This window comes from Mesorhizobium sp. dw_380, assembly GCF_018588885.1.
Lineage (GTDB): Bacteria > Pseudomonadota > Alphaproteobacteria > Rhizobiales > Rhizobiaceae > Mesorhizobium.
The window spans coordinates 18134-41497 of record NZ_JAFFIW010000031.1 but is presented as its reverse complement, the minus strand read 5'-3'; the positions used below and the strand labels follow the sequence as shown (position 1 = coordinate 41497).

At 62.1% G+C, this 23364-nt stretch carries 22 protein-coding genes and 1 riboswitch; of the genes, 7 read left to right on the top strand and 15 right to left on the bottom strand.

Annotated elements, in window-relative coordinates:
* Positions 1–161 precede the first annotated feature (161 nt).
* From ahcY to JT360_RS24345, 6 genes are all read right to left on the bottom strand, one after another.
* A complete protein-coding gene (gene ahcY / locus JT360_RS24370; protein ID WP_214474748.1) occupies positions 162–1562 on the bottom strand; it encodes an adenosylhomocysteinase in 1401 nt (466 codons plus the stop codon).
* 181 nt (positions 1563–1743) lie between these two features.
* Positions 1744–2043 carry an HPr family phosphocarrier protein gene (locus JT360_RS24365; protein WP_214474747.1) on the bottom strand — a complete coding sequence of 100 codons (300 nt, stop codon included), beginning with the start codon at positions 2041–2043 and terminating at the stop codon, positions 1744–1746.
* Complete coding sequence (locus tag JT360_RS24360; protein WP_214474746.1) at positions 2040–2441, bottom strand: PTS sugar transporter subunit IIA; 402 nt, start codon at positions 2439–2441, stop codon at positions 2040–2042. Before JT360_RS24360 ends, JT360_RS24365 begins: the two co-directional genes overlap by 4 nt.
* 164 nt (positions 2442–2605) lie before the next feature.
* On the bottom strand, positions 2606–3067 hold the full coding sequence (locus tag JT360_RS24355) for an HPr kinase/phosphorylase (RefSeq protein ID WP_214474745.1): 462 nt from the start codon (positions 3065–3067) through the stop codon (positions 2606–2608).
* A 182-nt stretch (positions 3068–3249) separates the two neighbouring features.
* Positions 3250–5034: a sensor histidine kinase gene (locus JT360_RS24350; protein ID WP_284731900.1), complete on the bottom strand. Its 1785-nt coding sequence runs from the start codon at positions 5032–5034 to the stop codon at positions 3250–3252.
* Positions 5035–5182: 148 nt separating this feature from the next.
* Positions 5183–5884 (bottom strand): response regulator transcription factor, encoded by a 702-nt coding sequence (locus tag JT360_RS24345; RefSeq protein WP_010912942.1) that lies wholly within the window; start codon positions 5882–5884, stop codon positions 5183–5185.
* Between the two features lie 343 nt (positions 5885–6227).
* Between JT360_RS24345 and JT360_RS24340 the strand changes: the two genes are divergently transcribed.
* The 4 genes from JT360_RS24340 (at position 6228) to JT360_RS24325 (ending at position 10652) form a co-directional block, all read left to right on the top strand.
* Positions 6228–7838, top strand: coding sequence for a phosphoenolpyruvate carboxykinase (locus JT360_RS24340; protein ID WP_214474744.1), 1611 nt, complete (start codon positions 6228–6230; stop codon positions 7836–7838).
* Positions 7839–7935: 97 nt separating this feature from the next.
* Positions 7936–8373: an alternative ribosome rescue aminoacyl-tRNA hydrolase ArfB gene (gene arfB, locus JT360_RS24335; RefSeq protein WP_214474743.1), complete on the top strand. Its 438-nt coding sequence runs from the start codon at positions 7936–7938 to the stop codon at positions 8371–8373.
* A gap of 373 nt (positions 8374–8746) precedes the next feature.
* On the top strand, positions 8747–9376 hold the full coding sequence (locus JT360_RS24330) for an alpha-ketoglutarate-dependent dioxygenase AlkB family protein (RefSeq protein ID WP_214474741.1): 630 nt from the start codon (positions 8747–8749) through the stop codon (positions 9374–9376).
* Positions 9377–9431: 55 nt separating this feature from the next.
* Entirely contained in the window at positions 9432–10652 is a 1221-nt protein-coding gene (locus tag JT360_RS24325; RefSeq protein ID WP_214474740.1) for a glycosyltransferase family 87 protein, read from the top strand.
* Positions 10653–10694: 42 nt separating this feature from the next.
* Here the strand turns inward: JT360_RS24325 and JT360_RS24320 are convergent, their stop codons facing one another.
* The 4 genes from JT360_RS24320 to JT360_RS24305 form a co-directional block, all read right to left on the bottom strand.
* A complete protein-coding gene (locus JT360_RS24320) occupies positions 10695–11015 on the bottom strand; it encodes a hypothetical protein (RefSeq protein WP_214474738.1) in 321 nt (106 codons plus the stop codon).
* Positions 11016–11106: 91 nt separating this feature from the next.
* Positions 11107–12261: a hypothetical protein gene (locus JT360_RS24315; protein ID WP_214474736.1), complete on the bottom strand. Its 1155-nt coding sequence runs from the start codon at positions 12259–12261 to the stop codon at positions 11107–11109.
* Positions 12262–12452: 191 nt separating this feature from the next.
* Entirely contained in the window at positions 12453–13553 is a 1101-nt protein-coding gene (locus JT360_RS24310; RefSeq protein ID WP_214474734.1) for an FAD-binding oxidoreductase, read from the bottom strand.
* Positions 13554–13629: 76 nt separating this feature from the next.
* Complete coding sequence (locus JT360_RS24305) at positions 13630–14877, bottom strand: aromatic ring-hydroxylating oxygenase subunit alpha (protein WP_214474732.1); 1248 nt, start codon at positions 14875–14877, stop codon at positions 13630–13632.
* Between the two features lie 115 nt (positions 14878–14992).
* A riboswitch (cobalamin riboswitch) is annotated at positions 14993–15193 on the bottom strand.
* Between the two features lie 492 nt (positions 15194–15685).
* Between JT360_RS24305 and JT360_RS24300 the strand changes: the two genes are divergently transcribed.
* The 3 genes from JT360_RS24300 (at position 15686) to JT360_RS24290 (ending at position 16483) form a co-directional block, all read left to right on the top strand.
* The gene (locus tag JT360_RS24300) at positions 15686–15889 is read left to right on the top strand and encodes a DUF680 domain-containing protein (RefSeq protein ID WP_214474731.1); all 204 of its coding nucleotides are present in this window, start codon (positions 15686–15688) and stop codon (positions 15887–15889) included.
* Between the two features lie 71 nt (positions 15890–15960).
* The gene (locus tag JT360_RS24295; protein ID WP_214474730.1) at positions 15961–16167 is read left to right on the top strand and encodes a DUF680 domain-containing protein; all 207 of its coding nucleotides are present in this window, start codon (positions 15961–15963) and stop codon (positions 16165–16167) included.
* A gap of 76 nt (positions 16168–16243) precedes the next feature.
* Entirely contained in the window at positions 16244–16483 is a 240-nt protein-coding gene (locus JT360_RS24290) for a DUF680 domain-containing protein (protein ID WP_214474729.1), read from the top strand.
* Between the two features lie 78 nt (positions 16484–16561).
* Here JT360_RS24290 and JT360_RS24285 read toward each other — a convergent pair whose 3' ends face one another.
* The 5 genes from JT360_RS24285 to JT360_RS24265 form a co-directional block, all read right to left on the bottom strand.
* Entirely contained in the window at positions 16562–17674 is a 1113-nt protein-coding gene (locus tag JT360_RS24285; protein WP_214474728.1) for an ABC transporter ATP-binding protein, read from the bottom strand.
* A 24-nt stretch (positions 17675–17698) separates the two neighbouring features.
* Complete coding sequence (gene bglA, locus JT360_RS24280) at positions 17699–19363, bottom strand: beta-galactosidase BglA (RefSeq protein WP_214474727.1); 1665 nt, start codon at positions 19361–19363, stop codon at positions 17699–17701.
* Positions 19364–19367: 4 nt separating this feature from the next.
* Positions 19368–20522 (bottom strand): carbohydrate ABC transporter permease, encoded by a 1155-nt coding sequence (locus tag JT360_RS24275; RefSeq protein ID WP_214474726.1) that lies wholly within the window; start codon positions 20520–20522, stop codon positions 19368–19370.
* Between the two features lies 1 nt (position 20523).
* Positions 20524–21537 carry a carbohydrate ABC transporter permease gene (locus tag JT360_RS24270; protein ID WP_214474725.1) on the bottom strand — a complete coding sequence of 338 codons (1014 nt, stop codon included), beginning with the start codon at positions 21535–21537 and terminating at the stop codon, positions 20524–20526.
* A 187-nt stretch (positions 21538–21724) separates the two neighbouring features.
* Positions 21725–23080 carry an ABC transporter substrate-binding protein gene (locus JT360_RS24265; protein WP_214474723.1) on the bottom strand — a complete coding sequence of 452 codons (1356 nt, stop codon included), beginning with the start codon at positions 23078–23080 and terminating at the stop codon, positions 21725–21727.
* Between the last annotated feature and the right edge of the window lie 284 nt (positions 23081–23364).

Here is a 23364-nt window from a genome sequence, read left to right as displayed (position 1 = left end):
TGAAACGCACCTCTCTGATCCCCTCTCGGGCCGGAAGCGTCGCGAATCACCTGACAATAAACCCTCGCCGAATCGCCGTGAAGGCTGATCGCGCGCAAAAATAAAGCCGGGCGAAAAGTCAATCGCCCGGCGTCAATATCTGGTAGTAATTTTAGCTTTGGTTAATAGCGGTAGTGTTCCGGCTTGAACGGACCCTGCGGCGTGACGCCGATATAGGCGGCCTGCTCACCCGACAATTCGGTCAGGCGGGCACCCAGCTTGTCGAGGTGCAGGCGCGCGACCTTTTCGTCGAGATGCTTGGGCAGGACATAGACCTGGTTCTGATACTGCTCGCCCTTGGTGAACAGCTCGATCTGGGCCAGCACCTGGTTGGTGAAGGACGCCGACATGACGAAGCTCGGATGGCCGGTCGCGTTGCCGAGATTGAGCAGGCGGCCTTCCGACAAGAGGATCATCCGCTTGCCATCCGGGAAGGTGATCATGTCGACCTGCGGCTTGACGTTGGTCCAATTCAAATTGCGCAGCGACGCCACCTGGATCTCGTTGTCGAAGTGGCCGATATTGCCGACGATCACCATGTCCTTCATCGACCGCATATGGTCGAGGGTGACGACGTCCTTGTTGCCGGTGGTGGTGATGACGATGTCGGCGGTCGGAGCCGCATCTTCAAGCGTGACGACTTCAAAGCCGTCCATTGCCGCCTGCAGGGCGCAGATCGGGTCGACCTCGGTGACCTTGACGCGGGCGCCGGCGCCCTTGAGCGAGGCCGACGAACCCTTGCCGACGTCGCCATAACCGCAGACGACCGCGACCTTGCCGGCCATCATTGTGTCGGTGCCGCGACGGATGCCGTCGACCAGCGATTCCTTGCAGCCATACTTGTTGTCGAATTTCGACTTGGTGACCGAGTCGTTGACGTTGATGGCGGGGAAGGGCAGCAGGCCCTTCTTCTGCAGCTGGTAGAGCCGGTTGACGCCGGTGGTTGTCTCCTCGGTGACGCCGCGGATGGCTTCCTTCTGCTTGGTGAAGAAGCCGGGCGAAGCCTTCAGCCGCTTCTTGACCTGGGCGTAGAAATATTCCTCTTCCTCGCTCTGCGGATTGGACAGCACGTCCTCGCCGGCTTCGGCGCGGGCGCCGATCAGGATGTACATGGTGGCGTCGCCGCCATCATCGAGGATCATGTTGGAGAGGCCGCCATCGGCCCACTGGAAGATCCGGTCGGTGTAGTCCCAGTATTGTTCGAGGCTCTCGCCCTTGACGGCGAAGACCGGAATGCCGGCCTCGGCGATGGCCGCGGCGGCATGGTCCTGGGTCGAGAAGATGTTGCAGGACGCCCAGCGTATGTCGGCGCCGAGCGTCTTCAGCGTCTCGATCAGCACCGCGGTCTGGATGGTCATGTGCAGCGAGCCGGTGATGCGCGCGCCCTTCAGCGGCTTCCTGGCACCGAACTCCTCGCGGCAGGCCATCAGGCCCGGCATTTCGGTTTCGGCGATATCGAGTTCCTTGCGGCCCCAGCCGGCAAGCGAGATGTCGGCGACCACATAATCCTTGGTACCCGTCATGGCAGTGCTCCGTGCGAATTGTTATGCTTGCGAATTGGTTGCGGATGCGCCCGCGCCGGGAGGCGCGTCGAAGGGCGCGAATTGCCGGCCTGACTAGCAGATCGGGGCTGGGACGACAATGGGATATAAAGAAATCTTTATCCCTGCATGTCTCTCGGGCGTGCTTGGCGGTGGTACGGGATCAGCATTCCTCGCCGAAGCGGGAGGCGACAAGCTGCTCCAGCGCGTCCATGACCTCAAGCGCTTCCGGCCCGCTGGCGATGACGCGGATCGAGTAGCCCGGACTGGCCGCAAGCATCATCAGGCCCATGATCGACGTGCCGCCGACCTTGACGCCGTCCTTCTCGACATGGACCGAGGCGTCGAAACCGCTGGCGAGCTGGACGAATTTGGCCGAAGCGCGTGCATGCAGGCCGCGCTGGTTGACGATCGGAAACTCCCGGACGATCTGGTCCTCCTTTTCCGACGACACCATGCTCATTTGCTGCTCAGAAGCTGGCTGGCGACATTGATGTATTTGCGGCCGGCGGCCTGCGCCTCGTCGAGCGCGGCCGTCATGTTGTCGCCTTTGCGTATAGAGGACAGCTTGATCAGCATCGGCAGGTTCATGCCGGCGATCACTTCGGTGCGGCCGGACTCCATCACCGAGATGGCGAGGTTGGACGGCGTGCCACCGAACATGTCAGTCAGCACGATGACGCCCGCCCCGGTATCGACGCGGGCCACGGCGTCGACGATGTCGCGGCGACGCTGTTCCATATCGTCGTCGGCACCGATCGCCACGGTTTCGAAATTGTCTTGTGGCCCGACGACATGTTCGACGGCATGTCGGAACTCGGTGGCCAGTTGACCGTGCGTTACAAGCACGAGTCCGATCATTCTTTGGTGGCTCCCGTCATGGCCGCTTCACAGGCGCATATTATGCTCGCCAGCCATTCCAGGCGGCGGGAGCGCTATCTTGTCGACGCGCGGCCCGTTGACAAGCCCAAAATTGCGCCAGCCCACGCCATTTTGACGCATTGCAGCAAAAAATCCGGAGCCAATCATAGAAAAGGCGCGATCGACAGCCGCGCCATCACGGCGGGCAGGGCCGTGGCGGCGTTACGCTCGGCAAGGTCGATACGCGGCACCACGCAGCCGGCGATCTCGTCGCTGGCGTCCTCCTGGAAGCGTGCGACTTCGCCAGCCGGCAAAAGGCGTATATGCAGGTCGACGACGCAGGCCGGTTCGAACGGCAGGGGGCGCGGCATGAACCCGGGCACTTCGGCGAGGCCGGCGATAGTCGCTGGCACGCGACAGACCAGCCGCCCGGCGCGGGCCGCGGCAAGCAGCCTGTCGTCGCCGATCAGCCGCGAGAACAGCCCGCGCGCGCGGCAATGGTCCAGCAGCGTCAGCGCCAGCGTTGTCTTGCCGGCGCCGGACGCCCCGGTGATAAGGACGCCGCGCTCGCCGATCAGGATTCCGGTTCCGTGAATGTTTTCAGGCTGCGCAATTGGGTCAGGCACAATCTTGCCCGATCATGTTTTTGGATGAAGCATGATCTTGTCCGAAAACCGGTTCCCACTTTTCGGGATCATGCCTTTTGGATGAAGCGTGATCTTATCCGAAAACCGGGTCCCACTTTTCGGGATCATGCCTTTTGGATGAAGCATGATCTTATCCGAAAACCGGGTCTCACTTTTCGGGATCATGCTTCTGCCGGCAGCGTCACGACGAAGCGCGCGCCCTTGATCTCGCCGGGCTTGGTGCCGGGGATGTTTTCGGCGGTCAGCGTACCGCCATGGGCCTCGACGATCTGCCGCGATATCGACAGGCCAAGGCCCGAGTTCTGGCCGAACGCCTCGCCTGCCGGCCGGTCGGTGTAGAAGCGCTCGAAGATGCGGTCGATGTTGTCGGCCCGGATGCCGGGACCATTGTCGTCGATGGTGAGGATGTTGAACTTGCCGGCGCGTGCCAGCGACAGGCTGATGTGGCCGTGGTCTTCGGGAACGAAGGAGCGGGCGTTTTCGATCAAATTGGTGATGACCTGACCGATGCGCAGATCGTGGCCGACGACGAAATAGCCTTTGACGCCCTGCGGCAGCTTGGCGACCTTGAGCTCGATCTCGACCGCCTTCTTGTTGCGCGTGGCTTCACGCGAAACGGCGACCAGATCGGTGACGAATTTCTTCAGGTCGACCGTTCCCGCATCTTCGCGCGCCAGTTCGGCGTCGAGGCGGGAGGCGTCGGAAATGTCGGTGATGAGGCGGTCCAGCCGTCTGACGTCGTGCTGGATGATCTCCATCAGCCGGCTGCGCGAATTGTCGTTCTTGGCCAGCGGCAAGGTTTCCACCGCGCTGCGCAGCGAGGTCAGCGGGTTCTTCAACTCATGCGACACATCGGCGGCGAAGCTTTCGATCGCCTCGATGCGGGCGTAGAGCGCGTTGGTCATGTCGCGCACCGCGATCGACAAATTGCCGATCTCGTCCTGCCGGTCGGAGAAGTCTGGGATTTCCTCTCGGCTTTTGACACCGCGCCTGACCCGCACCGCCGCGGCCGACAGCCGACGCAGCGGGTTGGCGATGGTGGAGGCCAAAAGCATCGACAGGATGGCGGTGACCAGTGCGGCGATGCCGAAGACGCGCAGGATCGCCTTGCGTTCGGCGGCGACGATCTTGTCGATGTCGCCGCCTTCGGTCGACAGCATCAGCACGCCGAGAACGGCGCGGAAGCGCTGGATCGGCACCGCCACTGAAACGATCTGCTCGCCCTGTTCCGAGACGCGCACGATGGTCGACGGGCTGCCGGTCAGCGCCTTGACCACTTCCGGGTAGGTGGCACCATTGCCGCCCGGCTGTTCGTGATAGACGGGCAGGTCGGTGTTGCGGAAGAAGTCGAAGATGAACTTCTGGATGCGCTCGACGAGGTCGGGCTCCTCTTCCTCGACCGGCGGCAGGTCGTAGCGCAGGATCTGGCCGCGCGAATAGAGATGGCGCGAATCGAGCAGCAAATTGGCGTCGCGGTCATAGATGCGGGCCCGCGTCCGCGTCGGCGAGATCAGCCGCCGCAGCACCGGCGCGACACGTTCGGGATTGATCGGAAAATCCAGATTGTCGAGCTGGTCCGAACCAGGCCCCAGGCTCTCTCCGGCCTGCAGCTCCAGCAGCTTTTCCGGGTCGATGCTGATCGAATCGGTCTCGACGGTCGCCGATGCCGCGATCGCCCCAGCGATGATCTCGCCCTGCGTCATCAGGCTTTCGACGCGGGCATCGATCAGCCCGTCGCGGAAGGTGTTGAGATAGAGAATGCCGGTGACCAGGACAGCCAGGCCGGCAAGGTTGAGGAACAGAATGCGCCGCGTCAGGCTGGAAAAGATGTGATGGCCGAGGAAGCGGCGCATCGGTACCGTGATTTTCGAAACGAAGGACGGCATGATGCGCGACGGCCGCCTGGCGGCGCCCGTCGGCCTGCTTCGCTGTGCTTCCACTGCCATCGAATAGCAGTCCCTGCTTAGTAATTAGTGAGTAGTGAGTAGGCAGTAGAGAATAGAGAATGGCTGGCTGAGAGCGCGTCGATGCATGAGTGGCCGCCCGCACCATTCAAAACTGACTACCGACTATTCCCTACAGCCTAATGCCTATTCACGCTTCGCGAAACCGGTATCCGACTCCGTAAAGGGTTTCGATCATCTCGAAGTCGTCGTCGACAGCCTTGAACTTCTTGCGCAGCCGCTTGATGTGGCTGTCGATCGTGCGGTCATCGACATAGACCTGTTCATCATAAGCCGAATCCATCAGCGCATCACGGCTTTTTACGACGCCTGGGCGCTGCGCCAGCGAATGCAGGATCAGGAATTCGGTGACGGTGAGCGTCACCGGTTCGCCCTTCCAGGTGCAGGTGTGGCGTTCCTGGTCCATGACGAGCTGGCCGCGCTCGAGCGAGCGGGCCTGCTGGCTGGGCGCCTTTGCCGCAGCCTCGCGGGCACTGGCACGGCGCAGCACGGCGCGCACCCGCTCGACCAGCAGGCGCTGCGAGAACGGTTTGCGGATGAAATCGTCGGCGCCCATTTTGAGGCCGAAAAGCTCGTCGATCTCGTCGTCCTTGGAGGTCAGGAAGATCACCGGCAGGTCGGACTTCTGACGCATCCGGCGCAGAAGCTCCATGCCGTCCATGCGCGGCATCTTGATGTCGAGGATGGCAAGATTCGGCGGGCGCGCCGCCAGGCCTTCCAGCGCGGACGCACCATCCGTGTAGGTCTCGACGCGATATCCCTCGGACTCGAGAGCGATCGACACCGACGTCAGAATGTTGCGGTCGTCATCGACAAGCGCGATTGTTGCCATTTCAAGCGGCTCCCTCATGAGCTGTCCCTTCTTTGGTAGAGAAGGGGCTTTTGCAGGACAAATTAGGTACAAAATGTGGCATAGGCCTTGTCCGCTGTCACGGGCGGCGTGCCGGCGGTCACAATTGCACCTCTAAACGGATTGGACGATCGAACGCTGCCAATCCTTTGGGCAACCACAGAACTTTTTGCACATATAAACGATTTAAACAACTTTCAAAATTTTTAAATCGATTAATGATTTGATATCATTCGGCTTTTCTGTTTCTGACCATCTTGGGCCTGCGGTGCGGGCGTGCCGGAATGCGCCGGCAAAGATGCGGCAAATCGAAGAAGGGACACCAATGTCGGAAGTCGGCAAACGCAATCCTGCTTGCGCGATCGATCGGATCGGCCTGAAAACCACCGGCGTGGTACGCTACAATTTCGGTGCGGCCGCCCTTTACGAGGAATCGATCCGGCGCAATGAGGCCCGCCTGACCGCGCATGGCGCGCTGGTCGCCGAGACCGGCCAGCACACAGGCCGTTCGCCCAAGGACAAGTTCGTCGTCCGCGACGATGCCACCGAGCCTGAAGTCTGGTGGGACAACAACAAGGCGATTTCGCCGGCCCAGTTCGACACGCTGCTCGCCGATTTCCGCGCCCATGCGGCGGACAAGGATCTTTACGTGCAGGATCTGGTCGGCGGCGCCGATGCGGAGCTGAAATTGCCCACCAGGGTGATCACGGAATTCGCCTGGCACTCGCTGTTCATCCGCAACCTGCTCATCCGTCCCGACAATGCCGAACTCGAGCAGTTCGTGCCTGAGATGACGATCATCGACCTGCCGTCCTTCCGCGCCGATCCCGCTCGTCACGGCAGCCGCACCGAAACGGTGATCGCCGTCGACCTCACCCGCAAGGTCGTGCTGATCGGCGGCACCTCCTATGCCGGCGAGATGAAGAAGTCGGTGTTCACCATGCTCAACTACCTGCTGCCGGAGAAGGGCGTGATGCCGATGCATTGCTCGGCCAATGAAGGGCCGGCCGGCGACGCCGCCATCTTCTTCGGCTTGTCGGGGACCGGCAAGACGACGCTGTCGGCCGATCCTTCGCGCACGCTGATAGGCGACGACGAGCATGGCTGGGGTCCGCACGGCATCTTCAACTTCGAAGGCGGCTGCTACGCCAAGACCATCAAGCTGTCGGCCGAAGCCGAGCCGGAGATTTTTGCCACCACGCAGCGCTTCGGCACGGTGCTGGAAAATGTCGTGCTCGACGCCGATGGCGTGCCGGATTTCAATGACGGGCGGCTGACAGAAAACACGCGCTGCGCCTACCCGCTCGACTTCATCCCCAATGCCTCGAAGACCGGGCGCGCCAATCACCCGAAGAACATCATCATGCTGACCGCCGACGCGTTCGGCGTGATGCCGCCGATCGCGCGGCTGACGCCGGCGCAGGCGATGTATCATTTCCTGTCCGGCTACACCGCCAAGGTGGCCGGAACCGAAAAGGGTGTCACCGAGCCCGAAGCGACTTTCTCGACCTGCTTCGGCGCGCCGTTCATGCCGCGCCACCCCTCGGAATACGGCAATCTGCTGCGCGAGCTCATCGCCCGTCATGGCGCCGATTGCTGGCTGGTCAACACCGGCTGGACCGGCGGCGCCTACGGCACCGGCAAGCGCATGCCGATCAAGGCGACGCGCGCTTTGCTTGCCGCCGCACTCGACGGCTCGCTGAAGGCAGGCGAATTCCGCACCGACGCCAATTTCGGCTTCGAGGTGCCGGTGGCCGTGCCCAGCGTCGACAGCGCCATTCTCGATCCGCGCTCGACCTGGGCCGACAAGGCTGCGTATGACCGGCAAGCGGCAAGGCTGGTCGGCATGTTCGCCGTCAATTTCGAGAAATTCGAAAGCCATGTCGATGCCGTCGTGCTGGGTGCCGCGCCCCGCATGCAGGAAGCGGCTGAGTAATCGCCAGGCCGCGGGGCATCGTTGCCGGTTAGAACCATCGAGGGCCCGGTTTCGATCGGGCCTTTTCTTTTTCGGTCCGCCGCGCCATGACTGCGGCATGCCGACCGACGACAACATCATCATATCAGGCGAAGCCGTGATCCACGCGAGCGACCTGCACGAGGATTTCATCCGCTCGTCCGGTCCCGGCGGCCAGAACGTCAACAAGGTGGCGACGGCGGTGCAGTTGCGCTTCGATGCGGCCAATGCGGCGGGCCTGTCGGAGCGCGTGCGCACCCGTACGATCAAGCTTGCCGGCCAGCGCGCCACCAAGGACGGCGTCATCGTCATCGAGGCGGGGCGCTTCCGCACCCAGGAGCAGAACCGGGCCGATGCCCGCGCAAGGCTCGCAGCACTTGTCGCCAAGGCCGCCGAGCCGCCACCGCCGCCGCGCAAGAAGACGCGGCCCTCGAAAGGCGCGGTGGAACGGCGGCTGAAGAGCAAGGCCGGACGCGGCACGATCAAGAAGCTGCGCGGCCGGGTGGATAACGATTAAGCACCACACCATGTGCGTGCTTGATCGAGTTTGACGAGAGTGTTTGTGCGTCCAGCAGGCGGGCAACACAGCGGATCCTACCCATCGGCGCTTCGGCGAAGCCGTGATGTTGCGGCTCTCGCCCATGTAGCAATAGCCGCTGTTGCACACCGTCGCGCGCTCACCGCGAGTTGCAGACGTCGACACCTTCACGCACGCCTTACGCTCAAAGTCATCGCGATCACCGAAACAGACCGTCGCCGCATTCAGAAAGCGAATTCGGCGTTTGTTCACACGGTAGCGGGCTCGCGCCTCGACAGGCGGCTTTCGGGTCGCCGTTTGCGTTGGATGGTGGCATGTTGCGGCCCTCAACCATCGTCATGCGAGGCAATCCATGCTCGTTCTGCCCAAGGGCGTCCGCCACATGCCGGCCTATCTGCCGCGCACCGTGCAGGAGACGCTGGTCGAGGATGTGAGAAGCATCGTCCAGCAGGCGCCGCTGTACGTGCCGGCCATGCCGCGCACCGGCAAGGAGATGAGCGTGCGCATGACCAATTGCGGCCCGCTCGGCTGGGTCACCGACAAGGACCGCGGCTATCGCTACCAGCCGACGCATCCGCTGACCGGAGAGCCGTGGCCGCCGATTCCGGAGAGCCTGCTCGATCTCTGGCGGCAGGTATCGGGCTATCCGAATCCGCCGGAGGCCTGTCTGGTCAATTTCTACACGGCGGACGCAAAGATGGGCCTGCACCAGGATCGCGACGAGGCCGATTTCTCGGCACCCGTCGTCTCCGTTTCGCTAGGCGACGATTGCCTGTTCAGGGTCGGCCAGACGACGCGCGAAGGCGCCACCAAGTCGTTCAGGCTGAAAAGCGGCGACGTCGTCGTACTCGGCGGCGAGGGCCGCCTCTGTTTTCACGGCGTCGACCGCATCTATCCTTCAACCTCGGCACTGCTCAAGAATGGCGGCCGGATCAATCTGACCTTGCGGCGGGTGACGAAGCCGGAGGAAGGCTCTGTATAAGCCGATCTTAACGCGTGTCCCTTATCAAGCTGCCAGGGTCTTGGAAGACAACGCAATGGCGCCGAACAACCAGACTGCCCGCAACCGTTCCGATTTCCAATTCGCGGCGCTTGTGCTGTGCACCGGAATGCTGATCGGGCTGCGCTACCATCTTGCGCTGTGGACCTTCGGCGAGCACGGCTTCTCTGAACTTAGCGACCGGCTGCCTTATTGGGACTTCACCAATCTATGGGCCGGCGGGCGCATGGCGCTCGACGGCCATGTGGCCTTGCTGTTCGACGTTGACGGCTATCGCGCGGCGCTGCGGCTTATGTTCTCGCCCGATCTGCCCAATCAGGAATGGAGCTACCCACCCAGCATCCTCGTCTTCGGCGCGCCGCTTGCGCTGCTGCCGATTTTTTCGGCCTATTTCATCTGGACGTTCGGCACCGTCTTCTGCCTCTGGCTGGCGGTGCGGCCGTTGAAACTGGGCGCGCTCGCCGAAGCCGCCATCCTTGTGTGTCCGGCCGTCTTCGTCAATGCCATCTTCGGCCAAAACGGCGCCTTGACCACCGCTCTCCTCATCGGCGGAATGGCCGTCGCGCCCAGGCGGCCGATCGTGGCCGGGCTGCTGTTCGGCTTGCTGACGATCAAGCCGCATCTCGGGATTCTGGTCCCATTCTGCCTATTGGCGAGCGGCAATTGGCGGGCCATCGCCGCCGCCGCCCTGTCCTCGGCGGCGCTGTTCATGCTGACCGGCGCATCGCTCGGATTTGACGTCTGGCGACTGTTCTGGACGGAAACCCGCCCCTTGATGACCGCGATTCTGGAGGCACCCTATCCGCAGCCCTACCAGTCCAACGCCGCCACCATGTTCTTCCTGGCGCGCGCATGTGGATCGGGGCTGACAGTCGCCTATGCGATGCAGGCCGTTGCGACCATCGCCGCCATCTCCGCGGCTTTCTGGATATGGCTGCCATGGCGGCAGATGCGGCACGGCGAAAGAGTGGTTCTCACCGCCGTGCTGGCAACGCTGGCGACGCCTTACGGCTACAGCTATGATACGATAGGCTTGGCCGCTGCCGTCGCCTATCTATTCTCGACGCGCAGCGCCATGCCGAGGATTTTTCTGGCGTTGATCTGGCTTTACCCGGGCATTGCCCATCTGGTGAACAATGCCGGACTTGGCATTGGCGTGCTGGTACCGTTGTCCTTGTCGGGGTGGATGCTTGTCGACATAAGACGCCGTGAGGGTGGAACTCTTGGTTCCCGTGCCTCGGGCAGCGGTGCACAGTAGCTGTTCGCTCCAAGGCCTCAATCGATCACGCTTCGGTATCGCCTACTCACGCGGGGCGATATCGGTGCGAATGAGCACGGTTGTCGACGCGTTCTGATGCAGTAGGCGATAGCCTTGCAGAGCCCTTGCCATCGCGGGGCTGTCGCGGAGAGGCTCGGGCGAACGCGGCTGTTCCGTTCCGTCGTCGAGAACAATATCAGGCCGCTTGGCTGCAACTTCGGCAGCGATAGCAAGCGTGTATTTCTGCCGCAGGACGTCCAACTCCATGCGTTTGACCGGATCCCTTTCCTCCTCGATCAGAACCCCGGAATCGTGGATCATCCAGGCGGAAGGATGATGCCCGACAAGGCGGGCGCCGATCATTCGGACAAGCGGGTTGCCGATCTGCAGGCGCGAACCGATTGATATGACGGCCGGGCGATCGACGGCGCGGGTGATGGCGGCAGTCGCCGCGTCAAGATCGTTGCGAGGCTCTGCGAAGGCTGATATTTGCTGTTGCACGGCAAGCATTACCGCCAAAAGCATGCCGAGCACCGTGCCGGCCTTGGCCAGTATCGGAAGGCTTTGCAGCGGCGGCTGCCGGATGTATTGAAGCATGAACGCCAGGACGCTGAACGTCAGGAACGGCAGCGCCTGATAGGTCCAGCCCTTGCCCATGATGACGAAGGCGGGGACGTAGGCCGCTCCTGCCAGAAGCAATATTTTCACATCGCAATGAAGACGACCGGGATAGGCCATGACCAGCGTGGCCGCTGCCATGGAACCCGAACATCGTGACGGGCCATAGCATCAGCATGCCAAGCACCGGCAAGCGCATCGGCAGATAAACCTGGCGCAGCAGGGGAAGCACGTCGGTAAAGAAGGGCTGCATGAAGAAGGCGAGTGCAATCAGGTAGACGATTGTCAGAGTGCCACCGACCACATTTTCCGTCGTCAAAAGCGGATGCAGCGAACGTCGCTGCAGTGCAATGACCATGGCTGGCACCGCCAGCGCCAGCACACTGTAGGGCGGTTTGATCATGACGAAGACACCGGCACCGACACCGGCACCGATCCGCTCGGTGACACTGCCCGCACGAAAATCCGCTGCGCGATCACGCGCCGCAAGCAGCGCCAGCCAGGGCAGCAAGGCGATGACGGCAATCTGCTCGCGCTGGCCGAAATCCGGCGGGAACAGGAACAGCACGACAAACACCGCCGCCGGAATTATCCAGACATATTGCTTCAGCGTCTTTTCGTCCCGCCGCGCGAGAATGCGCGCCGAACAGCAGACGGAAGCAACCGCGAGCGCGGCCAGGCCGACACTCACCCAAATCTCCGCTGCAAGCCCGGTCAGCCGTTCCATGACGAGAAAGGGCAGATAGAGCCAGGTTGAAAAAGGTGGGTTGCCCTCGGCGATATCGGCATAAAGCCGTTCGCCGTTGAGGACACGCTCGCCAACCGTCAGCAGCCACGACACGTCGACATTGCTCGGCACGACGACGAGCGACACGGCGATCGCATAGGCAACAATCAACAGCGTTGCGGCAGCCGGCGCGCCGAGACGAAACACGGCCCGGCTGAACTTCAAGTCCGCCGGCTTGCCTGGAGCAACGAGCGGCGCATCCATGCCAACAGCCTTCACCACCAGAACTGTTGGTCTTCTAGCAGCTCAGCAGTTAAAGGCGTTCTAACCGTCGGGTGAGCACAGCCTGCCCGCCAGAACTTGCACAGCGCCACTGCCTCGATCGGGCTTGCTGTCGCCTGCTTGCTTTCGAGACGCGCCGGCCATTTCCAGGAATCAGTCGGGCCGCGAGCGGATCAGGCCTCGATTTCAAGCGCCGACAGCGGCTTCGAGCAACAGGCGAGAATGAAGCCGTCGTCGATCTCGTGATCGAGGATGCCGCCATTGTGGCTCATCTCGACGGCGCCGGAGACTTTCTTCACCTTGCAGGTTCCGCACAGGCCGAATTCGCAGGCCGCGGGTATCCGCACGCCCGAGCCGCGCGCCGTCTGGAGCACGGTCTGGCCGGCGACGCATTCGGCATCGACGTCCGAAAGCGCGAAGCGGATTGGTGTTGTGGCTTCGACAGGGACGGCAGCGCCGTCCTGCGCTGGCGCTGCGAACGGTGCCGGGATTTCCTCCACCGCAGGTGCCGCAAAGCTCTCCTGATGGTATTTCGTCATGTCGAAGCCGGCGGCTTCCAGCATGCCGCGCACCGCGCGCATGAAAGGGTCCGGGCCGCAGCAGAAGATTTCGCGTTCGCGGAAATCCGGCGCCAGCAGCGGCAGCCGGATGGCGTCGATGCGGCCCATATGGCCGTACCAGCCCTCGCGGCTCGACCGCTCCTCGATCATGAAGCCGAGCGACAGGCCCGGCATATGGCCGCCGAGCAGTTCGAGCTCCTTGCGGAAGATGATCTCTTCCGCGCGCCGTGCGCAATTGACGAAGCCGACATCGGTCCATGGCGCGCAGTCGTTCAGCCAGCGCAGCATCGACATCATCGGCGTCACGCCGGAACCGGCCGAGATGAACAGATATTTCGCCGCCGGATGGCTGTGCAATGAAAAGTCGCCGCTCGGACCATAGGCCTTGACGTGCGAACCGGGCACCAGGCGATCGAACATCCAGCGTGTGCCGACGCTGCCTGCCTGCGCCTTCACCGTCACCGCGATGGAGAACGGCCGCGATGGCGACGACGACAGCGTATAGGTCCGCATCAGCGGCCCGTCCGATGTCGGCAGTTCCAGCGTCACGAACTGGCCCGGCTTGTAGCGGAACCAGGTCTGGTTGTCGGACCGGAAGGTGAAGGTCTTCACGCCAGGGGCCTCGTCGCTGACGCCGATCACTTCCAGCACTTGCAGCCTGTCGTTCCAGGGCGCCATCTGGTCGAGATGGCGATAGAGGCCAAGATCAGTCATCGCGTTCATCCCTCAAGTCCTTTTGCTCTGCTCATGTCGTGATCCCAAAAGCGCGGAGCACTTTGGACGACATGAGCTAGGCGACACTGCGCAGCGCCGGGCGTCCGTCTTCGGCAAGGCGCGGGCCGATGAAGCGCGCATACCAGTCGACGAACTGGATGACGCCGCCCTCGTGCAGCTCCGAATAGGGGCCGGGCTCATAGGCCGGCGAGAGGATGCCGAGCGCGTTTTCCTCGACGATGCGGCGATCCTGGTCGTTGGTCTCGGTCCAGACATGGGTGAGTTCGGCGAGATCGTAGTCGACGCCCTCGACCGCATCCTTGTGAACCAGCCATTTGGTCGTCACCGCGGTTTCCGTGGCGCTGATCGGCAGCACGCGGAAGGTGACGGCATGGTCGATGAGGATATGGTTCCAGGTGGTTGGGTAGTGATAGTGCATCAAAGTGCCGATGCGGTCGGCTGAGACGCTGTCGGAGAGGTTCTTCTTCACCGCCCGCTTGCCGTTCATCGTATAGCTGACGGCATCGCGCAACAGCGGCGCGCGGGTGGCGCGGTATTGCCCGGCCGGATCTATGCGGAACTTGCTCGGCAGCCCGGCGGCCTCGCATTTGGCCCAATGGGCCAGCATCTCCGGATCGCTGTCGGCGCCTTGCACACCGGTCACGGTCGGCGCTTCCGGGAATGTCTTGCAGAGCTCCGGGTGATTGCCGGCGCAATGGTAGCACTCGCGGTTGTTCTCCCAGACGAGCTTCCAGTTGCCCTTCTCGACGATCGTGCTCTCGAAGGCGATTTTTGCTTCACTGAGCCTGTGCGGCTTGAGATAGGGTTCGATCATCGTCCGCATCGGCGCGAAGTCGGCGGGCTCCTTGGCCAGGCAGATGAAGATGTAGCCGGCCACGCTTTCGCAAGCGACCGGCTTAAGTCCGAACTGGCTCTTGTCGAAACCGTCGGCCATCTGGCGGGCGAACAGCAGCCGGCCGTCCAACTCATAGGTCCATTGGTGATAGGGGCAGACCAGTTTGGCGGCCGTGCCCCTGTCGGTGTTGCAGACGCGGCTGCCGCGATGGCGGCAGGAATTGTGGAAGGCGTTGATCTTGCCATGCTGGTCGCGCACCAGCACGACCGGATAGTCGCCGATCTGCACGGTGATATAGCTGCCGGGCTTCGGCAGTTCGCAATCATGGCCGATGAACAGCCAGTCGCGATACCAGATCAGCTCCATGTCGAGCTTGAAATAGTCCGGGTCGGTGTAGAAAGGCTGATCGAGCGAAAAGCCCTGTCTGCGGCCATTCAAGAGCCTCAGCATGTCGTTGCGAGCATCCATGTCCTGTCCTCATATTCAAGGACTGAACTGGTGGTGACGGAGGAAGGATAAGGCCGCATGCCGGCTCGCGCCGGACGGGCAGCATCCGCCTCTTGACCGCCCACCGCGATCAGTCGAGTTCTAGCAATCTCTGGCTGGTTTCCGGGCTCTGGAGTGTCCTTGCGGACGGTCGCAACACCTTCCCAGGCTTTCGCCCAGTGGTCTCCCGTTGCGACTTGAACTCCACCACCGTTGCGGGGGCAGCGCCGGACTTTGACCGGCTTCCCAATTCTCCGCCCCGTCGTCACGAAGCGGCACCTGAGATGGCATGATCTAATCACGACGGCGGTTGCGACATCGGCATGAAAGCGACATCGCATCCATGCGGCGCGACACGCATGCGTAACGACTGGGCCGCAAACGCGGCCCGGAAATCGCCTCGGCGGCGGCTGTGCCGGCGATCGAAAATCGATCCGGAACGCGGGCCAATACGGCTAAAGGTTTCGAAAAGTGACTATTAGCGGGCACTAAAATCGAACCGAACGGTTCGTTTCTGTTGACGGTGCGTGCAAGACAGTGTGAACGCTGAGCCTCAGACACAGTTGGTGATCGCAGCGCTGGTTCTATATAAGCATTTGATATCTAAGAGAAAAATGTTTGATGTAGAAGGCTCTGGCACAATTTCAAGTGGTGGATTCTTGGTCCACGCTGAACAACTTCGTGATTGGAAACGGCCAGTTGGCTTTCCCACATCGGGGCTGTCCGAACGACGCGATTTTAATCCCAAGACACGCCGCTAGACGGACGGAAAAATACTGGAGTACCAAAAATGAAAAAGATTGTTCTCACTGCCGCAGCCCTTCTGGCCATTTCCGGCAGCGCCTTTGCCGGCAACGACAACGTTGGCTGGAGCGACATCAACAAGCAGGCGACCGCTGACAGCTCGCATACGGCTTCGATCAAGACGTCGGCTCCGGCGGAAAAGCAGTCTGTCGTCCAGGGCGCCGACCGCAACCTCTTCGGCAACAACTAGCAGCCGACCCCCAGTTGACGGCGGGTTTGCCCGCCGCCCTGGCTAAGTCCAGAAATTCAGGAGTACTTGAAATGAAGAAGATCATCCTTGCTGCCGCGGCCGTTCTGGCCATTTCCGGCAGCGCTTTTGCCGGCAGCGACAACTTCGGCTCCAACGGCGCCAATCAGCCCGCGGTTACTTCGACCGACAGCTCGTACACGGCATCGACCAAGAAGTCGGAGCCGGCTGCACAGAAGCCCGTCCAGGGCGCCGACCGCAACCTGTTCGGCAACAACTAACAGCCGATACCAACATTCGACCGCAAGGCGGCGGGGCAACCGCCGCCTTGAATTCGAGAAAACCGGAGTATCAAAAATGAAAAAGATTGTTCTTACTGCCGCCGCTCTTCTGATTGCCGCTGGCAGCGCCTATGCCCGCAACGACAATGTTGGCGGCACCGACATCAACAAGCAGGCGACCGCCAACGTCGACACCGCGCATACGGGCTCGATCCGTAACGGCGATTCGCTCGTTTACAAGCTGCTCAATTCGTCGGGCGACGTGCAGAAGCCGGCCCATCAGGGTGCGGACCGCAACCTGTTCGGCAACAACTAACAGCCGCGGTTGATATACAAAAAGGAGCGGCGGGCCTTGCCCGCCGCTCCTTTTTGCTTGTCGAGACAGGCTTTTGTCTCAGGCCGCCTTTGCTTCCAGCTCGTGCAGGGCGAATGACCGTCCATCCGCGTCGAAGATATGAAGGTCGCCGGCATCGGCTGTCAGCCGAAGTGTCGAGCCGCGCTTGACCTCGACATTGCCCGGCAGCTTGGTCACCAGCGGCAGGTCGGCGCGGCCGATGTCGACATAGACCAGCTGGACTTCGCCGAGCTGTTCGACATAATCGACCGTTCCCTCGAACAGATAGTCCGCACCGCTGGCGATCGAAAGATCTTCCGGCCGTACCCCGAAGCTTACCGCGGCTCCCTTGGCCGACAGAGGTGTCGCGATCGGCACCGAAGCCTTGCGGCCGCCGACATGGCTGATGACCGTCGGGCTGCCGGACTTGTCGATGGTCGCCGGCAGGATGTTCATGGCCGGCGAGCCGATGAACTGGGCGACGAACAGGTTGCCGGGCTTCTTGTAGAGATCCATCGGCGTGCCGACCTGTTCGACATGGCCATCCTTCAACACCACGATGCGGTCGGCCAGTGTCATCGCCTCGACCTGGTCGTGGGTGACGTAGATCATCGTCGTGTTGGGCATCGATTCCTTGAGCTTGGCGATCTCGATGCGCGTGGCGACGCGCAGTGCGGCGTCAAGGTTCGACAGCGGCTCGTCGAACAGGAACACCTTCGGGTTGCGCACGATGGCGCGGCCGATGGCGACGCGCTGGCGCTGGCCGCCCGACATCGCCTTGGGCAGCCGGTCGAGATATTTGGTCAGCTGCAGGATTTCCGCCGCCTGGCGCACGCGGCGGTCGATCTCGGCCTTGTTCTCCTTGCCGATCTTCATCGAGAACGCCATGTTGTCGTAGACGGTCATGTGCGGATAGAGCGCGTAGGACTGGAACACCATGGCGATGCCGCGCTTGGACGGCGGCACATCGTTCACCACCTCGCCAGCGATCTTGAGCTCACCTGAGGAGATTTCCTCGAGCCCGGCAATCGAACGCAGCAAGGTCGACTTGCCGCAGCCCGAAGGGCCGACGAAGACGATGAACTCGCCCGATTTGATATCGAGGTCGATGCCGTGGAGAATGTTGAGGTTGCCGTAGGACTTCTTCACTTGTCTCAGTGTGACATCGGCCATGATTGTCTCCCAGTGATTTGAATTTCAGTCGACGCGCCCGAACCAGGCGCCGTAGCCGCCGAGGCGGACGGAACCTCCGTCCGCTTTCCCCGCAAATCCGTGTCCCGGCAAAGGTTGCAGCGATCCGCCGCCAAGGTCAACCTCGGCCGGCTTGGCGCTCAGATTGAAGACACAGACGATCTGCTCATTGCCCTCCCGGCGTGTGAAGGCGACGGTGTCCCCCTCGCTTTCGATGAAGGTGATATTACCCTTGACCAGCGCCGGATGGGCGCGGCGGAAGGCGAGAAAGCGCCGATAGTGCTCGAGCAGCGAAGTTTCGTCGCCCTGCTGCACATTGACCGCCTGCGTCAGATGCTTGGCCGGCACCGGCAGCCACGGCCTTGCCTGGGAGAAGCCGCCATTCTTGGCGTTGCCGTCCCACACCATGGGCGTGCGGCAGCCGTCGCGGCCCTTGAATTCCGGCCAGAAGCGGATGCCATAGGGATCCTGCAGATCCTCGAAGCGCAGCTCGGCCTCGCCAAGCCCCAGCTCTTCGCCCTGGTAGATGCAGACCGAGCCGCGCAGCGACATCAGCAATGCAGAGATGACCTTGAGATATGCGGTCGGATCTGCCTCATTGGAAGCCCAGCGCGAGGCTGGGCGCATCACGTCATGATTGGAAAACGCCCAGCACGACCAACCGTCGCTGGCAACCTTGCCGAAGGTTTCCAGCACCGAGCGGACCTTGGCGGCGCTGATCTTTTCCGGCGCCAGGAAATCGAAGGAATAGCACATGTGCACGCGCTTGCCGCCGGCCGTATAGGCGGCCACCACGTCCAGCCCGCGTTGCGAATCGCCGACTTCGCCGACGGCAGCGGTTGCCGGATATTCGTCGAGCAAGGCGCGGAAGCGTTCGAGGAAGCCGAGGTTCTCCGGACGGCTCTTGTCGTAGATATGGTCCTGGTAGTTGTAGGGATTGACCGTCGGCGCGGTCTGGTCGTTGCGCTCCTCGGGCGGCAGCGGCGGATTGTTTTCCAGACCCTGGCTGTGGAAATAGAAATTGATGGTGTCGAGCCTGAAGCCGTCGACGCCGCGTTCCAGCCAGAAGCGGGTGACCTCCAGCAGCGCGTCCTGGACTTCTCGGTTGTGGAAGTTGAGGTCGGGCTGCTCGGCGAGAAAATTGTGCAGGTAATATTGCTGACGGCTGGTGTCCCACTGCCAGGCCGAGCCGCCGAAGATCGACAGCCAGTTGTTGGGCGGCGTGCCGTCGGGCCTGGCGTCGGCCCAGACATACCAGTCCGCTCTGGGGTTGGTGCGACTCGACCGGCTTTCCTTGAACCAGGGATGGATATCGGCGGTGTGTGACAGCACCTCGTCGATCATCACCTTGAGGCCGAGCCGGTGCGCCTCCGCCGTCAGCGCATCGAAGTCGGCCAGCGTGCCGAACATCGGGTCGACGTCGCAATAGTCCGAGACGTCGTAGCCGAAATCCTTCATCGGCGATTTGAAGAAGGGCGAGATCCAGATGGCATCCGCGCCGAGCGCGGCGATGTAGGGCAGGCGCCGCACGATGCCTTTCAGGTCGCCGATGCCGTCGCCGTCCGAGTCTTGATAGGAACGCGGATAGATCTGGTAGATCACCGCGCCCCGCCACCAGTCGCGGTCGACGGCGGGGTCTGGTCTCGAAGTCGCCTTCAAAGCCGATTGCATTGTTTCAGCCTCCTTTCACCGAGCCGGCAAGCAGCCCGCGGACGAAATAGCGCTGCAGCGAGAAGAACACGATCAGCGGCACGATAATGGTCACGAAGGCCGATGTCGTCAGGATCTCCCAGTCGCCGCCGCGTGAGCCGAGCAGCGCGTTGAGTTTGGCCGTCAGAACGATCTGGTCGCCCTCGGTGCCAAGGAAAACCATCGCCACCAAGAGATCGTTCCATACCCACAGGAACTGGAAGATGGCGAAGGAGGCAAGCACCGGGAACGACAGCGGCAGCACGATCTTGACGAAGATCTCGAAATCGCTGGCGCCATCGATGCGCGCCGATTCCATGATCTCGCGCGGCAGGCCGGCGATGTAGCTCCTGAGCAGGTAGATGGCGAAGGGCAGGCCGAAGCCGGTATGCGCCAGCCAGATGCCGAGATAGGTCTTGGACGGCACGCCGAAGAAAGCGCCGACGCCGTTATAGAGCTTGAGCAGCGGGATCAGCGACATCTGCAGCGGCACCACCAGAAGGCCGATGATGACCGCGATCAAGAGCGCGCGGCCGGGAAAGCGCATCCAGGCAAGCGCATAGGCCGCGAAGGCCGCGATCAGGATCGGGATGACGGTCGAGGGAATGGTCACCGTCAGCGAGTTCATGAAGGAGCGGCCGATGCCTTCGGAAAACAGTACCGTCCGGTAGTTGTCGGTGGTGAATTTCGGCGGCGCCGACGAGGCATAGTAGACGCGCTGGCCGCGCTCGCCCTCGAAGACATTCGGCGAAGATAGAACGAAGCCGCCGTCGGCATTCATCTGCAGCGTGACGCCGTCGCCGAGATCGGCGGTCGAGCCAGCGGGATATTGCGTCGGCGCCGCCGACTTGACGCCGAAGGCGCTGATGTTGCGCTTGGCGCCGTCGCCGAAGATGTTGCCCTCGATGACGTATTTGCCGTCCTTCTGCGCCTGCGCCGAAGCGGCCGGCAGCCGTCCGGCCTCGGTCTGACTGGAACTGGCGAAGGAGTTCCACCAGCCCGAGGCGATGATCTGGTCCTTGTCGCGCAGCGACGAGACGAGGATGCCGAGCGTGGGGACGGTCCATATCACCACGAAGACGAGCACGGCGATGTGGACGCCGAAACGGCTGCCAAAGGACTTTCCGGTCGGGCTCGCCATCTCAATGTCCTCCCGTCTCTTTGTTGGCCTGGCGGATGTTCCAGACCATGATCGGAATGACCGCGACCATGATGATGATGGCGATCGTCGCGCCGCGGCCGAAGTCGCCGCCGCCGCGGAACATCCAGTCGAACATCAGATTGGCCAGCACCTGGCTGTTCCACTGGCCGTTGGTCATGGTCAGCACGATGTCGAACACCTTCAGCACAAGGATGGTGATCGTGGTCCACACCACGGCGATGGTGCCCCAGATCTGCGGCACCATGATCTTCCAGAAGATCTGGAACGGATTGGCGCCGTCGATGACGGCCGCCTCCAGCGTCTCTTCCGGAATGCCGCGCAGCGCCGAGGACAGGATCACCATGGCAAAGCCGGTCTGGATCCAGATCAGGATGATCATCAGGAAGAAATCGTTCCAGAACGGCAGCGATATCCACACCTGCGGCTGGCCGCCGAAATACTGGATGACGGCGTTGAGCAGGCCGATCTGCGTCTGGCCCTCGCCGCGATACTCATAGATGAATTTCCAGATCACGCTGGCGCCGACGAAGGAGATCGCCAAAGGCAGGAAGATCAGGCTCTTGGCGATCGTGCCCCACCAGATCTTGTCGGTGAGCACCGCGATGATCAGCCCGAGGAAGGTGCAGGCGGCGGGCGCCACTGCCAGCCACATGATGTTGTTGAGGATCGAGTTGCGGAACTCGCGGTCGCCGAACGCCCATTCATAATTGGCGAAGCCGACGAAATTGCCGCCGCCGCGGTCGAGGAACGACAGCCTCAGCGTCTCGACGACCGGATAGATCAGGTAGATGGTGAGGATGATCAGTGCCGGGCCGACGAAAAGCCACGGCCGGATCATTCCCTGCCGGCGCAGATTGTCGATTGCCGTGCCGCCTTTGACGCCGCGCGAGGGGAAGATCGTGTCGAGCAGTTTGTTGGCGCCCCAGAAATAGGCGACACAGCCGCCGACGCCGACGATGATGACGAATATGGCCGAGAAAATCTGAGCCGCCATGGGTCCCTCTCCCTGCGCATGACCGGCCAGGCTGAAAACGGCTCCTGGCAGTGGGATGATGCGCCGATTCGATTAATCGGAACGATCGAACGCAAAAGGCGTCCGGCATGGATTGCCGGTGGGATCCGGGCCTGTGGCCCGGATCCGGTATGTGGATCAGGAAGTCTAGCGTCGGGCCGCCACCAGCCTACTTGATCGCATCCCAGCTCTTCTGGATGTCGGTGGCGACGTCCTGGGCCGACTTGCCGCCGACCAGGTCGATCATGCCGGTCCAGAAGGAGCCGGCGCCGATCTTGCCCGGCATCAGGTCGGAGCCGTCGAAGCGGAAGGTCGAGGCGTTGGCCAGGATCTCGCCCTGCTTCTTCAGCGCGTCGCTGGCATAGGCCTCCTTGTTCACCGACTTGAACGGCGTCACGAAGCCGCCCTGGGCCATCCAGATCTCATGCGCCAGCGGCATCTTCAGGAATTCGATGAACGCGCGGGCACTTTTGCTATCTTTTGTGATCATGGCCAGCGTGCCGGCGCCGAGCACCGGCGTGCCGAGGTCAGGCTTGGAGGCGTAGGGCGGGAAATAGAAGAAGTCCGCGTCCTGCCCGAGCTTCTTGCCTTGCGGGAAGAAGGTCGGGATGAACGATGCCTGGTGGTGCAGATAGCACTTCGGCGGCACCGAGAAGAGGCCCTTCGGGCTGTCGCGGAAGTCGGTCGCCGCGACCGCCTTGGCGCCTCCATCGACCATCTTGTCGTCGGTGGCGATCTTGCCGAAGATGTCGATGGCGTTGACCACTGCGGGGTCGTTGAACGGGATCTCGTTCTTCACCCACTTGTCGTAGACATCGGGTGTCTGGGTCCTGAGCATGATGTCCTCGACCCAGTCGGTCGCCGGCCAGCCGGTGGCGCCGCCGGAGCCGAGGCCGATGCACCAGGGCGTGCCGCCGTCCGCGATGATCTTCTTTTCGAGATCGGCGAGTTCTTCCTGCGTCTTCGGTACCTTGTAGCCGGCTTCCTCGAAATTGTCCGGCGAGTACCAGACCAGCGACTTCACGTCGGCCTTGTAGGGGAAGGCGAAGAAGCCGGGCTTGCCGTCCTTGTCCTTGAAGGTGCCGAGGTCGACCCAGGATTGGCCGGCGCCGTAATTGTCCTTGATCCATTTGGCGGTGTCGTCGCCGAGCGGCGTCAGCAGGCCCTTGGAGGCCAGGTCCTGGATCAGGCCGGGCTGCGGCAGCACGGCGATGTTGGGGGGGCTGCCGGCCTGGGTGTCGATGACGATCTGCTGCTCGTAGTTTTCGGACGAGGAGTATTTGATCTCGGCGCCGGTGGCCTCCTGGAAATATTCGAGAACGGTGCGCACCAGGCCCTCATCCTCGCCGCGCCACGGCCCGAAGATGGTCAGCGTCTCGCCCTTGAGGTCGACTTTCTTCAGCTCGTCGTAATTTGCCCAGTGAAAGCGCGGATCCTCGCCCGGCTTGAACTTCAGTTCGGCATGAGCTGGCGCGCCAAGGGCGAGTGCGGCAAACGCAACGCCCAGCAAAAGCATTTTCTTCATCGGTATTCCCTCCCAATGGGTCACATACACCGGACGGAACCTCCATTCCGCCCGCCGACGCCGCAGGACTGTGACTCAGTCGCAAGGGAACCGCAACCTTTCGAAGAGTCTTCCAAAGCGCTTTGGCTTTTTCGATCTCGCCATTGAATCGGTCCGAAGTCAAGAGGCCGAGTAAGCTAATCGATTTAATTCCAAGTGATTCAGGGCTGAAGGGTGCGCTGCAGCATGATTTTTGGGCGTTGCAGCAGCAATTTTTGTTTCAAACTCGCCCGTGGCGCGCTTAT

What these genes read in the sequence shown, in the direction of transcription:
- JT360_RS24275 (WP_214474726.1), bottom strand. Translation starts at nt 20,522, where the DNA reads ATGGCGAGCCCGACCGGAAAGTCCTTTGGCAGCCGTTTCGGCGTCCAC.
- JT360_RS24315 (WP_214474736.1), bottom strand. Translation starts at nt 12,261, where the DNA reads ATGGATGCGCCGCTCGTTGCTCCAGGCAAGCCGGCGGACTTGAAGTTC.
- JT360_RS24320 (WP_214474738.1), bottom strand. Translation starts at nt 11,015, where the DNA reads ATGATCGGCGCCCGCCTTGTCGGGCATCATCCTTCCGCCTGGATGATC.
- JT360_RS24310 (WP_214474734.1), bottom strand. Translation starts at nt 13,553, where the DNA reads ATGACTGATCTTGGCCTCTATCGCCATCTCGACCAGATGGCGCCCTGG.
- JT360_RS24300 (WP_214474731.1), top strand. Translation starts at nt 15,686, where the DNA reads ATGAAAAAGATTGTTCTCACTGCCGCAGCCCTTCTGGCCATTTCCGGC.
- JT360_RS24340 (WP_214474744.1), top strand. Translation starts at nt 6,228, where the DNA reads ATGTCGGAAGTCGGCAAACGCAATCCTGCTTGCGCGATCGATCGGATC.
- JT360_RS24270 (WP_214474725.1), bottom strand. Translation starts at nt 21,537, where the DNA reads ATGGCGGCTCAGATTTTCTCGGCCATATTCGTCATCATCGTCGGCGTC.
- JT360_RS24360 (WP_214474746.1), bottom strand. Translation starts at nt 2,441, where the DNA reads ATGATCGGACTCGTGCTTGTAACGCACGGTCAACTGGCCACCGAGTTC.
- JT360_RS24305 (WP_214474732.1), bottom strand. Translation starts at nt 14,877, where the DNA reads ATGGATGCTCGCAACGACATGCTGAGGCTCTTGAATGGCCGCAGACAG.
- JT360_RS24295 (WP_214474730.1), top strand. Translation starts at nt 15,961, where the DNA reads ATGAAGAAGATCATCCTTGCTGCCGCGGCCGTTCTGGCCATTTCCGGC.
- JT360_RS24325 (WP_214474740.1), top strand. Translation starts at nt 9,432, where the DNA reads ATGGCGCCGAACAACCAGACTGCCCGCAACCGTTCCGATTTCCAATTC.
- JT360_RS24290 (WP_214474729.1), top strand. Translation starts at nt 16,244, where the DNA reads ATGAAAAAGATTGTTCTTACTGCCGCCGCTCTTCTGATTGCCGCTGGC.
- JT360_RS24265 (WP_214474723.1), bottom strand. Translation starts at nt 23,080, where the DNA reads ATGAAGAAAATGCTTTTGCTGGGCGTTGCGTTTGCCGCACTCGCCCTT.
- arfB (WP_214474743.1), top strand. Translation starts at nt 7,936, where the DNA reads ATGCCGACCGACGACAACATCATCATATCAGGCGAAGCCGTGATCCAC.
- JT360_RS24350 (WP_284731900.1), bottom strand. Translation starts at nt 5,034, where the DNA reads ATGGCAGTGGAAGCACAGCGAAGCAGGCCGACGGGCGCCGCCAGGCGG.
- ahcY (WP_214474748.1), bottom strand. Translation starts at nt 1,562, where the DNA reads ATGACGGGTACCAAGGATTATGTGGTCGCCGACATCTCGCTTGCCGGC.
- bglA (WP_214474727.1), bottom strand. Translation starts at nt 19,363, where the DNA reads ATGCAATCGGCTTTGAAGGCGACTTCGAGACCAGACCCCGCCGTCGAC.
- JT360_RS24330 (WP_214474741.1), top strand. Translation starts at nt 8,747, where the DNA reads ATGCTCGTTCTGCCCAAGGGCGTCCGCCACATGCCGGCCTATCTGCCG.
- JT360_RS24345 (WP_010912942.1), bottom strand. Translation starts at nt 5,884, where the DNA reads ATGGCAACAATCGCGCTTGTCGATGACGACCGCAACATTCTGACGTCG.
- JT360_RS24365 (WP_214474747.1), bottom strand. Translation starts at nt 2,043, where the DNA reads ATGAGCATGGTGTCGTCGGAAAAGGAGGACCAGATCGTCCGGGAGTTT.
- JT360_RS24285 (WP_214474728.1), bottom strand. Translation starts at nt 17,674, where the DNA reads ATGGCCGATGTCACACTGAGACAAGTGAAGAAGTCCTACGGCAACCTC.